This is a genomic window from Microbulbifer maximicatervae (SeqCode), assembly GCF_052467615.1.
The window spans coordinates 1,014,813-1,026,486 of the sequence record NZ_CP174319.1 but is presented as its reverse complement, the minus strand read 5'-3'; the positions used below and the strand labels follow the sequence as shown (position 1 = coordinate 1,026,486).

Annotated in this window: 14 protein-coding genes; 13 read left to right on the top strand and 1 reads right to left on the bottom strand. The window is 43.5% G+C overall.

Going from position 1 to position 11,674, the window contains the following annotated elements; translation table 11 throughout:
• Positions 1–490 precede the first annotated feature (490 nt).
• Together ACJJIM_RS04725 and ACJJIM_RS04720 are read left to right on the top strand one after the other, a co-directional pair.
• Positions 491–760, top strand: coding sequence for a hypothetical protein (locus ACJJIM_RS04725; protein WP_444912537.1), 270 nt, complete (start codon positions 491–493; stop codon positions 758–760).
• Positions 761–878: 118 nt separating this feature from the next.
• Positions 879–1,715, top strand: coding sequence for an alpha/beta fold hydrolase (locus ACJJIM_RS04720; RefSeq protein WP_444912536.1), 837 nt, complete (start codon positions 879–881; stop codon positions 1,713–1,715).
• 72 nt (positions 1,716–1,787) lie between these two features.
• Here ACJJIM_RS04720 and ltrA read toward each other — a convergent pair whose 3' ends face one another.
• Entirely contained in the window at positions 1,788–3,059 is a 1,272-nt protein-coding gene (gene ltrA / locus ACJJIM_RS04715) for a group II intron reverse transcriptase/maturase (protein ID WP_444911611.1), read from the bottom strand.
• Between the two features lie 646 nt (positions 3,060–3,705).
• On the opposite strand from ltrA, the gene ACJJIM_RS04710 reads away from it, so the two are divergent.
• The 11 genes from ACJJIM_RS04710 to ACJJIM_RS04660 all read left to right on the top strand — a co-directional run bounded on the left by ACJJIM_RS04710 (position 3,706) and on the right by ACJJIM_RS04660 (position 11,673).
• On the top strand, positions 3,706–4,089 hold the full coding sequence (locus tag ACJJIM_RS04710) for a hypothetical protein (RefSeq protein WP_444912535.1): 384 nt from the start codon (positions 3,706–3,708) through the stop codon (positions 4,087–4,089).
• A gap of 132 nt (positions 4,090–4,221) precedes the next feature.
• The gene (locus ACJJIM_RS04705; protein WP_444912534.1) at positions 4,222–4,569 is read left to right on the top strand and encodes a hypothetical protein; all 348 of its coding nucleotides are present in this window, start codon (positions 4,222–4,224) and stop codon (positions 4,567–4,569) included.
• A 21-nt stretch (positions 4,570–4,590) separates the two neighbouring features.
• Complete coding sequence (locus ACJJIM_RS04700) at positions 4,591–5,055, top strand: hypothetical protein (protein WP_444912533.1); 465 nt, start codon at positions 4,591–4,593, stop codon at positions 5,053–5,055.
• 1,085 nt (positions 5,056–6,140) lie between these two features.
• Positions 6,141–6,728, top strand: a complete 588-nt coding sequence (locus tag ACJJIM_RS04695) for a GNAT family N-acetyltransferase (RefSeq protein WP_444912532.1) — start codon at positions 6,141–6,143, stop codon at positions 6,726–6,728.
• Between the two features lie 115 nt (positions 6,729–6,843).
• Positions 6,844–7,230 (top strand): tautomerase family protein, encoded by a 387-nt coding sequence (locus tag ACJJIM_RS04690; protein ID WP_444912531.1) that lies wholly within the window; start codon positions 6,844–6,846, stop codon positions 7,228–7,230.
• A gap of 247 nt (positions 7,231–7,477) precedes the next feature.
• Complete coding sequence (locus ACJJIM_RS04685; RefSeq protein ID WP_444912530.1) at positions 7,478–7,975, top strand: hypothetical protein; 498 nt, start codon at positions 7,478–7,480, stop codon at positions 7,973–7,975.
• 172 nt (positions 7,976–8,147) lie between these two features.
• On the top strand, positions 8,148–8,747 hold the full coding sequence (locus ACJJIM_RS04680) for a thiamine biosynthesis protein ThiC (RefSeq protein WP_444912529.1): 600 nt from the start codon (positions 8,148–8,150) through the stop codon (positions 8,745–8,747).
• A 93-nt stretch (positions 8,748–8,840) separates the two neighbouring features.
• Entirely contained in the window at positions 8,841–9,152 is a 312-nt protein-coding gene (locus ACJJIM_RS04675) for a hypothetical protein (RefSeq protein ID WP_413664992.1), read from the top strand.
• 339 nt (positions 9,153–9,491) lie between these two features.
• Positions 9,492–9,950: a hypothetical protein gene (locus ACJJIM_RS04670; protein ID WP_413664991.1), complete on the top strand. Its 459-nt coding sequence runs from the start codon at positions 9,492–9,494 to the stop codon at positions 9,948–9,950.
• Between the two features lie 144 nt (positions 9,951–10,094).
• Positions 10,095–10,952, top strand: coding sequence for an AraC family transcriptional regulator (locus ACJJIM_RS04665; RefSeq protein ID WP_413664990.1), 858 nt, complete (start codon positions 10,095–10,097; stop codon positions 10,950–10,952).
• 91 nt (positions 10,953–11,043) lie between these two features.
• A complete protein-coding gene (locus tag ACJJIM_RS04660; protein WP_413664989.1) occupies positions 11,044–11,673 on the top strand; it encodes a LysE family translocator in 630 nt (209 codons plus the stop codon).
• Position 11,674 lies beyond the last annotated feature (1 nt).

Sequence of the window (11,674 nt, the reverse complement as noted above, 5' to 3'; positions counted from 1 at the left end):
TCTGTTAAGCAGATAACCACCACATAAATTACTACTTCAAACAAAAATAGAGCCAATTTTCCCCACTAGACTTCTACTACTCAATCGTCAGTTATTCAGAGCAACTGTTCCTAGGATTCCACTCTGTTTATAGCCCACTTTCTGTATATTTTTTGCCGTTTCAACCTATCTTACACGAGGTCCAAATAAAATTAGCAAGCGCTAGCTCGTCAGATTTTCGATCATCATGACCGTTATTTTCTTACTAGCGAGAAATAACGCTGAAATAGTATATAATTCAACAAGTTAAGAGCTTTCTGATATTGTTTGATAGTAGTCATGATGATCGTTTTTCCATTTGGTACGATTAGCCCAAATTCTTATAATCTTCTGATTTCACACGGAAATTGATCTCTCTCTAACTAGATTGATTCCGAGATAGCAATCAGGATAATAGTGATCAGAATGATTACTATATAAATGTTATGTTTCAAAATGGTAAGGAGTACTTATGAAAGAGAAAGAAGGATTTTTTAAAAATCTGAATCCATACGTGGCCATTGTAATAGCTATGGTATGTGGTTTAGGTTCCCTATACTTCGGCACAAAATTAATCCCAGTATTCTTTGAAGTTGCCGAGCTAATCGACAAAGGAACACCAATTGGGGCTAAAGGCGCAGCTGTAATCGGCTTTCTCGCCATGTTTGGAGTTTTCACCTATTTTTTAGCCCTGTGGTTTCAACTGGCGCAAAAACGAGTCGTAGAGGCATTCTATGGCTAAACATAACAAGTTGCTCAATTTCGTTTCGGTCGCAAAAGACGCGGCCTGCACGGGACAGCCTACGCGTTGCTTCGGCTGCCCATTAGCAAAGCGTTAAGTTTCTATGAGGTTTTGATTAATGTTCAAATATCTATTAGCACTACATATAGCGTTACTTCCTTTGATGACATCGGCTCAAGAGCGAGAACACTTATCCGTCGAAGTTAACGGAAAGAATATAGGCTATGTATGTAAAGGTACCGGGGAATTGACGATACTGCTCGTCGCAGGTATGGGTCTGAACGTGCAATCAACATATAAAAATACATTTAGAAATATTGATCCTGCTAACTATAAGGTGTGTATGTACGATCGCGCCGGATATGGCATGAGCACTTATAGCGATCCAAAAGTTAGAACTATGTCTGAGCTAGCCGATGAGCTAACAACTCTTACTGAGAAGTTAGAATGGAACAAAGTAGTGCTTGTTCCCCATTCGTTCGGAGGCCTAGTGGCAAGAGCTTTTACCAACCAAAAACCTGAAGTTGTTAAAGGTATCGTGTTTGTAGATGCGGCACACGAAAGCTGGTATCAGGACATGAAGTCATCAATGTCACGGGAAGGCTGGAAAACCATGGAGTGGATTATGGATTGGGAGCGTAATCATCACTCTTTCGAGGATTTCGAAGAGGCTTCATCACATACATCAATTTATTCAATTCCCAGTGACTTACCTATCACTGTCATGTCTAGAGGCATTCCTCACGTCAGTATTCGGCAGACGAAAATGAGCTATAAAGATGTAGATACATACACTAAATCATGGGATCGGTCTCAAGAAAAACTAAGGGCTATCACTCGCAATGCGGAGGCAGTTACTATGATGTATGCGTCGCACCTTTTTGACGAATCTGACCCATGGATAGTTATTGAGCACATCGAGAAAATGATCTCAAAAATTGAAAACGAAACTTAAATCGGGTAGCCGGTAGTTTCTAGCTACCGGCCCCCACACCACCCATCGTGCGGGTCCGCAATGGGCGGTTCCCTATCCGTAATGAATCTCTACCCAACGATCTCGCAATGAAATCAAACCCATCTCTTCGAAGAACTCATTATTGAGCGCAATATGAATACCCTCAGTTTTTGCGCTTCGCCAGTAACTTTTACCGGACGAGCCGCAGGTAACTGCCAGCGACCCTCTCACACCCATACGCAGTAAATTTCGAACTTTCGTTCTCACTCTGCGCCAATTCTTCCAATAGCTCATTCTTAATCGCCGCCGTATCCAGCAGTCAAGATCTATACATTTTTGATAGCCTTGCGCTATCCCAAAGTAGTTGATCCAACCACGGAGGTATACGGTAAGTTCTTTCAGTTTCTTTTCCATAGAGATACCACGAGATCGCCCTGTAATCTGGCGGACGCGGTATTTAAATTGGCGCAGTGACTTATCATGCCAGACAAGCTTTGCTCCACGGAAAGAAAAACCCAGAAACTTACAACGACTAACGGGGACTACTTGGCTTTTAGTATCGTTAACTTTGAGCTTAAGCTTGCGCTCAACAAAGCGTTTAATACTCGCCATTACCCGTTCACCCGCGCGCTTGGAAGCAACAACAATCACAAAATCATCCGCATAGCGAACAAAATCATGTCGGCGTTTTTCCAGCTCTTTATCGAGCAGGTCGAGTACAATGTTGGAGAGCAGCGGCGATAAAGGGCCCCCTTGTGGAACCCCCTCATGACAGGCTTTCCAGCATCCATCTTCTACACTTCCTGCACGCAAGTAACTTGCGATCAACTTGAGTAAACGCTTATCGCTGATTCTTTGGCCAAGTAAACTCATGAGGAAATTATGATTTACCCGATCGAAGAATTTAGATAAATCGACATCTACGGCTATTCGTTTCCCTCCCTCGATATACTTTCGCAGCTTTTTCACCGCATGATGCTGCGATCGCTTTGGGCGGAACCCATAGCTGAACTTCGAAAAGGTTTTATCGAAACTGGGACCGATGATTTGGGCGATAGCCTGCTGAATAACACGATCAAAGACCGTAGGTATCCCGAGACCACGCTGGCCACCATCTGGCTTGCGAATGTAGACGCGCCTGACGGGAAGCGGCTGGTAATGACCCTGTCGAATGGTCTCGATGAGGTCGTCGCCAACTGCCTTGAAGTGCTGCACAAAATTATCGACAGTAATCCCGTCAATGCCTGCGGCACCTTTGTTGCTTCGCACGTGTTTCCATGCAGCATTAAGATTTTCTTTGCTGAGGATGGCTTCAAGCAGATTTTCATTTGAGTTGAGTGTCATGGCAGTGCGCTACGTCAATTTTATATCCGGCTGGCAACATATCAGTAGGCTAGCCCTGTCTTTTAACTCGTGGATTTTGGGTTCAGGCCTTCACCGTATCCAAGGTGTTAATCTTGGCACTAGGCTACTATGCCGTCGGCTGACTTCTGTTCAATCACCTTGGCCATTACTGACCGAGGCGCTGCTGTGTTCCACCAATTTTGTTTACTCCCGCGATGGTGGCTAGCGGGCTGAGCCTACTTATGAGTCAGCGGCCAAGCTGACAGCTTTACAGCAGCAGGTTGAACAGATCTCCCCAGATAAGAACGTGAACTTTCACTACACAACTGCATCATTTACTCTACCCGTTAGACCACATGGCTTCGGTGTCCTTGGCCACCTCGCCTCCAGGCTAAGCCTTATATGATGTTTCTGTCCGTCAGCTCGTAGCTTTGCTAGCGGCTTCCTCCCCACAAGACCTCGCGGTATTGCAGTTGCCATTCGCTAGTAGTTAGCATTTAATGCAATCCATTAAACGGTGATCCTCCTACAGGGGACTTTCACCCCATTAATTCACGCCCATGCTGGGCGTACCAAGGCCATGCACCAGACTCCGGCGCTATCGCGCCTCCGCTGGTGATGGCGGCGTTATGCACATGGGATGTATATGAAGAAATATCTGACCGTCTTTGTAGTAGTGATATGTACGAATTCACTCGCTAGCATTCAAGAGCAGCTTACATATGAAGAAGCTCAAGACCTTAGTGCTAAACAGTGGAAAGAATATAAGGATAGTAATCTATACAGAGATTACTTTTCGATATGGACGAATTTCAATAACCAAAACAGAATCGATGAAAGAGGTGGTTGTTACAAATTTGGGCAAGAAACAGTAGATTTGGTTTCAATTCAAGGTTCGGATGGCATAATTCGCGAAGTAATCACGAAAAAAGATGATGAGAAGTCTGCCTGCTTTGTAAAGGCTTATAAAGGGGTGAAATTTCCTAAACCGCCTATTTCCCCCTTTTACCATAGGATGCAAATGAAGTAATGCATAACAAACGCAGGCAATCGGACAGTCAAAACTGTCACGCCTTTTGTATTAAAAGACGCGCCATTTTTTCCTGCCTTCGCTACGGGCGTTATGTGACCGAGCTGAACTCATAGATATGGAAATGGATGAATGACAGAAATTAATGTTAGTGTAGAAGCGGAGATGAAAAGCGATAGCGAAGCAAAGGTATTCGCTAAAAACATGAAGTCGGCAGCAAAGAGCAATGAATATGATTTCTATAAAACCATAAATAGTCTGTCTAGAAAATCTATAGAGAAAGATTATCAAGAGCTAACTATTGAAAATATAAGCCGAAGTAAAAATCTAGTGTATATAACCGCATATAGCGGACGGTCTTCATCAATAAATTGGCTAGGAATGTCTATCTCCAAACTAGGAGTAAAAAAGCTATATATGCGAGAGGGCTGGGATGAGGGTAGCTTTAACTACTATTATCTAAATGGCGATGCTGTTTGAAAGAAAACCTTCGATGGAAAAGTGGTACCAAAACTCTCGCCAGAAGATATCGAAATTAATAAAAGACTATTCCTACCTGAAGGCCGTGTGAAAGTTACTGCAACATTAGAGGCATATGAAGAAATATCAGGAGGTAAAGGTAAAAAATTATTGATGGAGTTCTTAACCTCTAGGAATGAGAAGTTCTACTACCAGGGTGAGGGTGAGTTAACGGATCTTGTTTCTGAAGACTATGAAAGCTTGACTGAGTTTAATGCGTCTTTTGAACGAGGAATGCTAAAAGGTGAATATGTGTCTTTTGCTAAACGACTATCAGAAATTGCATACTCATTTAATGAGGAAGTCATGAGACAGAAACACCCAGAAATGTTCCATAAAAGAGTAGAGGATCTACATACTGTAGCTAAATGTCCATTTTGTGGTAGCTCACTTAGGACAGAGAAGGCTAAACAATGTCCAAGTTGTTATAAAAGTTGGAGGGAATGAAATGAGTGAGCACATAAATCGGGTAGCCGGTAGTTTTTAGCTACCGGCCCCTACACCACCCATCATGCAGGTCCGCAATGGGCGGTTCCTATCCGTAATGAATCTCTAACCAACGATAGTGTCGAGCAGATCTTCATTTGAGTTGAGTGTCATGGCAGTGCGCTACATCAACTTTAACCGACTGGAAACATATCAGTAGGCTAGCCCTGTCTTTCAACTCGTGGATTTAGGTTCAGGCCTTCACCCTGTCCAAGGTATTAATCTTGGCATTTGGCTACTATGCCGTCTGCTGACTTCTGTTTAATCAACCTACTCATTACTGAGCGGAGCGCTGCTGTGTTCCACCATTTTTTTCTATCCCCGCGATGGTGGCTAGCGAGTTGGGCCTATTTATGAGTCAGCGGCCACGCTGACAGCTTCATAGCGGCAAGTTAAACAGATCTCCCCAGATAAGAACGTGAACTTTCACTACACAACTGTATCATTTACTCTACCCGTTAGATCACTTGGCTTCGGTGTCCTTGGCCACCTCGCCTCCAGGCTAAGCCTTATATGATGTTTCTGTCCGTCAGCTCGTAGTTTTGCTAGCGGCTTCCTCCCCACAAAACCTCACGGTGTTGCAGTTGCCATTCGCTAGTAGTTAGCATTTAATGAAGTCCATTAAACGGTGATCTTCCTACAGGGGACTTTCACCCCATTAGTTCACGCCCATGCTGGGCGTTATTGTAGCGATCGGTTTTATTGATTTTTCGTAGTAACTGAAGGTTTAGTGCCACTAAATAGCACTCAGTATTGCGCAATTTTACTGATTGCTATTCGAGCAGTTTCGCTCCTAGAGTGTTCGCTCAGGTATTTTAAAAAGAGGCAGTCCGCTGCAATTTTGTAGAGTGCCAGTAAGATAGGAATTGGTTGGGGAAGGTGCGGTATTCTTTCCTCGTAAATATTGGGCAGCGGCCAGCCATAACCAGTCCAGTCAAGCTCGCCCAACCCCTTCGGGGCTGGACAGCCTACGCTCCGCTTCGGCTGCCCTTGCTAGCAGCGTTATATGGCGGGGCCACTAATCAAGAATGTTCAGGGTTTAAAAAATGAACGTGAGTTATAAGCAAGGAACTAAAGTAGATTGTCAACGTATAGCTGAACTTGATTATTTGGCATCTGACGGTGCAGTTGAATATCTTTTTCGCGACTTGATACCGAGTTGTTCTGCTTTGCAGCTACTTTGTGATGGATTAGAACAAGACGTTTATCCTCATACTTTTTGCAGTGCTATTGTGGCTGAACTTGATCAAAAAGTTATCGGAATGGCCCTCTCATATCCAGCGCACTATCACTGCATAACTGATGAATTAACCAACTTTTTACCAGCTAATAGAATTGAAAGGTTCAGAGAGTTTTATACCAGTAGAGTTGAAGGAAGCTATTTTCTCGATGCTATGTGTGTTGAAGAATCGTATCGAGGATTGGGTATTTGTAAGTCATTGATAAATCATACAAAAGAAAAAGCGAGTAATGACGGTTACAATGAACTCAGCCTCATTGTGTTCGCTGACAACATTCGAGCTATTGGCCTTTATAAAAACCAAGGATTTAGCGTGGTGAAATATATTAAATTGGAACCACATGAGCTTATTCCTCATGAAGGAGGCTGTTTGCTCATGAAGGCTGAAATATAAAACCATATAATAAGGTTATGATGTTCGTTCCGGCCCTTTGGGCCTCCACCGGACGGTCGCCGCTTCGCAGCGCCCGTCGCATATCACGGCGTTACACTTCTATGAAGGAGAAAATGTGATCGTAGTATATGGAATCAAGGAGAATCTAAACCCGATAAAGGCAAAATTATCCAATGTCATTCACGGCTGCATGCGGTCCGTTCTTGGAATGCCCGAAGACAAACGTGCTCACAGATTTGTGCCATTGGAGAAAGAAGACTTTTATTATCCCGGTGGCAGAACTGACGCATACACCGTCATAGAAATAAACATGATGGCAGGCCGCAAACCCGAAACCCAAAGATCTCTTATCAAACCTCTCTTTCAAGGGCTTGAAAGCCAGCTTTCGTTAGCCCCAGCCGACGTTGAAATAACCATTAAAGAACAAGCGCCTTATCAATGGGGTTTCAGGGGTATTACAGGTGATGAGGCAAATGATCTCAAGTACAAAGTCAACGTGTAACAAGTCAATGGTGTGGGACTGCCAGTAAGATAGGAATTGGTTGGGGAAAGTGCGGTATTCTTTCCTCGTAAACATTGGGTAGTGGCCAGCCAAACGGTGGCTGGCAAAGAGCAAGTAGGTCGTTCAGTGCGCGCCAGCCATAACCAGGCTAGTCAAGCTCGCCCAAACCTTTTGGAGCTGGGCTGGACAGCCTACGCGTTGCTTCGACTGCCCTTGCTAGCGGCGTTATGCAACTTTAGGATTCGACATGCTAAGCAATGATCAAAAATTGGAGACATATCGAGTTCTAGGTCTAACGGCCATGTTTTCGGGTGGTTCCGAGTATAAGATCGCTTGGGCTATGTACCTACTTGAGTCTGGTATAGAGACAGAAAATTTAGCGGTCCTCGCAACTCTTCTAAAACCCGTTAATGAGTTTGAAGCGGAAGATTACTTTAATCGAGTTTTGTCTGAACTTCGCATAACACGCCCAACCTCGCTTACCGCTATCGAAGGTTATGCCAAAGTTCTAACCAAAGAAATTATTGAAGGTATATTGACCCCAGAAAAGGGGGTGGCAAAGATCTACGAAGCTATTATTCATTTAGATTACCCAGGTTCTCTAGGAGAGTTTACTGCTCTAGAGGATGAATGGTACTGTGAATGCATTAATGGCTGGTCACTAGAGCAAAGAGCCGAAGAAATTGTAAAGGCGAGCAAAGATGCTTATGGGATATTGCGATATCCTAGCTTGTCTGAGGCCTAACAAGTTGCTGCTGTACGTTCCAGCCCTTCGGCTTGCTTTCCTATGACCCGATATAAATATATAGTTAGGTTCGAGCAATCCACATATCCCAATATTTCGATATAAAATAAATAAGGCCAACCCCTATTTTTAGAAGCAAGATCCATATATAGAAAATACGAGACATCTAACTATGAAGTTTACCAATGCGCGAAATATCCAAATCATAGCTTTTCTGCTGTTGGCGCTAGTAGTTACACAGGCACTCTTTACCATGATGTATGTTGCAGAGATTAACCCCTCACGGAAACTTTTCTGGGGGCTGGAGGGCTTGCTATTTACCATTCTTTCAGCTTTTGCTGGAGCGGCCATGGTGCAGGCTAAAAACCACCATGTAGGGTGGTCCGCTATTGCATTCAGCTCTGTATTCAACGTGATGCAAGTGAGCATTGGCGCCACTATGTTTATGCCATTTCGGGAGGTCGCTAGCCAATTAGAGGCGCTTGGAGCTACAGCGGGGGCCGTTGTGGCTTTTTCATTTATGATCTATTACGCGGCGAAATTTTTGCTGGGCTTTGCTGCTCTTATTTTTGGAGTTGCCAAAATGAATGGGAACTCCAAAGTGCTGGGAGGTTTAACTGCCTCAGTTGGCGTTATTGCAATGTTTGCTAATGCTATTTCGATTGCGTTTGGACGTGATTCCTATTTACCCTCTTCCATTGCCGGAGCATCGGGTGTTCTTGCAACCTTACTCTTGGCGATTTGTCTTTTGACTATTGCCCGCGAGGACTGATATACGAAATTCAATCTAACAATCAAGTCAGGCGTGCCTTCACAACAGATTGCTCGGCCGCCCATTTAAGACCTATAGAAAGAGACCTTTATAGTGGATGAACTAATATATAGCAAAGAAGAGATCCTGTCGGTTCTTAGAGATATCAATGAATTCGTGGTCTCACTGGATCAAATGAATAAAGTACACCACGAGTTTGGTGAAGAGGCGTGGAAGAATGAAATTATTGATTATTTTCAGACTGCAAGGGTAAGTGATAGGCTAGCGCAAGTACGCTCGATGCTTTCAAAACCGTTTCCGAGTGAGATTGGACCCGATGATATGGATGAGCTGGAGAGAGAAATGCAGGGGGTACAGTATTGGACTTTTAAGGAGTACCTGGCAAAGAAAAATGGCAAGGCGTAGCGTAGGGCGTTTAGCAATGCATTCGATTACACTGCCCCGGCAATGAAAAACTCACCCTACTTTCCAAAAACCGCTTATCGAATGCGTTAAATTTCGGCAAGGTGATCGGTTGTTAATATATAAGAAAATCGTTCCCAGCCTATCATAGGCTTTCTTAAGGAGCCATCTACAAAAAAGAGGGGCATACTAGTAATGAAATTACTCAAGTAACATCGTTACACTTTACAAGACTAGTCAACGCCACCTACTATGAGGGTTGGATCTCCATTCTTGGGCTTCGAAGGCTTCAATTAAAGAACTCGCCTCCTCACGGGACCCAAAATCATGGCGTTAAGCAATATGAATAAAATTCGAAGAAAAATCCTAACCAAAATCACTTTAATTATTTTCCTAACAGGTATAGTTTTCTATATGTCAATTGTATTCAGGTCAAATAAACCTATAGATTACGCAAGGAAAAATCAATTTAGAGTAGTGCCAATAGATAACTTATTGGTAGATAAGCCAAAGTTATTTGGGCGAGATGAATTGCCAGTCTTTATTTATATTTCCTCTGCTACTGGTGATCCTGTGGTATTGGAAGCTTCTGTTAAATATGATGACTCCGAGTACTATAGATTGATCAGATACAGATCAGGAGTTTATTCAAATGGGAAGAAATATGCCTTCGTTGAGGAGGGTAAAGGTGGTTGGTTTTCTTTGGACGGAACAATGGTTTCAAATCCTGGCTGGTACACGGGTAGGATAAAACCAGTGAGCTATGAAGTAAGAATGGGCAATTTATATTTCGTAAGGTAAATACTTACCAAACAAAGGCACTCGACATCAAAAGTACCACTTCGAACCTCTCCACTATTCAATTGTTACACACCCATCTGTAACTTTGCCTTACCACCCTTTCTTTCTGTAAAGTGATGGTTATTTATCATACGAGGGTTATCAGTGCGAAAGGAATTCTCTAAGGCTTGGCGAAGTCCGAGTCATTGCGGCATAGAGCTTTTTCACGCCTACTTCCATAAGTTTTCCTTTGCCAAGCATTGGCATGATGAACTCGCTATTGGAATCTTCCTTTCTGGCGTAGAAAAGCTCGATTATCGCGGTGAAACAGTGACTATTCCTCAGGGAACCCTTGCTGCGCTTAATCCAGGGGAGATTCATACCGGTTTTTCCGGAAGTGACTCCGGTTGGTACTACCGTATGTTTTACTTTGACACGGCGCTCATTGAGGAAACCCTCAGGGAACACGCTCTACTTAACCAAACACCCGTACCATTTTTGAAGGGGCCACTATTGGATGATCCCGAGCTTTTTCAGCTCCTTTACAAGCTACATAGCAGTCTTGAAATGAACGCTTTATCCCTTTCAACAGACTCTCTACTCACCCTGGCAATTAGCCAGCTCTTTGCCCGTCACGGCGACCAAAAGATCTACCCGAAGTCATCGTCTAACAAACAAGGAGTCTTGAAGGCCCGCGCTTATTTACAGGAAAACTGGCAAAGAAATGTGACACTGGATGAGTTGTGCCAATTAACTGGCATGAGTCGATATCAGCTAATTCGTAGTTTTAATGCCCAGTTTGGCGTTCCTCCACATCAATTCCTAATCCTCCTAAAAACCCAAAGGGCCCGCGCATTATTTCGTACGGGAGCCCAGGTGGCTGAGGTGGCTATCGACTGTGGATTTTTTGATCAGAGCCACTTAAGTCGAAATTTCAAGCGTGCATTCGGTATCACACCTGCTCGCTACTTGAAGTCTGCTCAGCGCAATTTTGTACAAGAACCTTCCTTCTACTCTCTCTAAGCTCACCTATCTCTGGGAAAACAAAGCGCACCGTTAAACGGTGTGAAGCATTTCTCATAGCGATATCTCTTCTACGACATGAGTAATATATATGAGCTTAGAATTTCTATTAGCCTGGCTGGCAGTAATGTTCCCACTAATTTTTAGCCCGGGACCTGCCAATATCACCTTTGCAGCAGCCGGAGCCAGCTTGGGTATTCGTCGCTCCTTACCTTTACTGGCAGGCATAGACATTGTATTTCTAATGAAGGCCTTATTGGTTGGCTTCGGATTTATGAGCTGGCTAATTCACTACCCTATGGTAATGACCATCTTACAGTGGACTGGTGCCATCTACTTAATTTACCTTGCTTACGTTTTTATAAAGCCTAATAGAAAGCCTGGAAAAACTACCACTAAATCGGTAAGTATTTGGCAGGGAATGCTGATTCAAAGTATGAATATTAAAGCTTGGATGATAGTAATTACTATGTTCTCTGTATTCGCACCAAAGCAAGAGGAGAGCAATGAAAGCAGTGTTATCACCTTGATCATTATGATCACCATACTCAACTTTGTAACACATTTCTCATGGATCGCTTTTGGTCGGACCTTATCGAAAGCACTTATCAGCGATAAAAATAGAAATCTGCAAAACAAGCTTTTTGCACTCAGCCTGCTTCTTGTCGCTGTGTGGTTAATTGCTGATAACCCAACCGCTATTAGCCTAAAGGCTGTATGAC

Bases quoted from the DNA above. Each gene is read 5' to 3' on its own strand.
- ACJJIM_RS04660 (WP_413664989.1), top strand. From the start codon at position 11,044: ATGAGCTTAGAATTTCTATTAGCCTGGCTGGCAGTAATGTTCCCACTA.
- ACJJIM_RS04705 (WP_444912534.1), top strand. From the start codon at position 4,222: ATGACAGAAATTAATGTTAGTGTAGAAGCGGAGATGAAAAGCGATAGC.
- ACJJIM_RS04695 (WP_444912532.1), top strand. From the start codon at position 6,141: ATGAACGTGAGTTATAAGCAAGGAACTAAAGTAGATTGTCAACGTATA.
- ACJJIM_RS04670 (WP_413664991.1), top strand. From the start codon at position 9,492: ATGAATAAAATTCGAAGAAAAATCCTAACCAAAATCACTTTAATTATT.
- ACJJIM_RS04725 (WP_444912537.1), top strand. From the start codon at position 491: ATGAAAGAGAAAGAAGGATTTTTTAAAAATCTGAATCCATACGTGGCC.
- ACJJIM_RS04685 (WP_444912530.1), top strand. From the start codon at position 7,478: ATGCTAAGCAATGATCAAAAATTGGAGACATATCGAGTTCTAGGTCTA.
- ACJJIM_RS04680 (WP_444912529.1), top strand. From the start codon at position 8,148: ATGAAGTTTACCAATGCGCGAAATATCCAAATCATAGCTTTTCTGCTG.
- ltrA (WP_444911611.1), bottom strand. From the start codon at position 3,059: ATGACACTCAACTCAAATGAAAATCTGCTTGAAGCCATCCTCAGCAAA.
- ACJJIM_RS04720 (WP_444912536.1), top strand. From the start codon at position 879: ATGTTCAAATATCTATTAGCACTACATATAGCGTTACTTCCTTTGATG.
- ACJJIM_RS04710 (WP_444912535.1), top strand. From the start codon at position 3,706: ATGAAGAAATATCTGACCGTCTTTGTAGTAGTGATATGTACGAATTCA.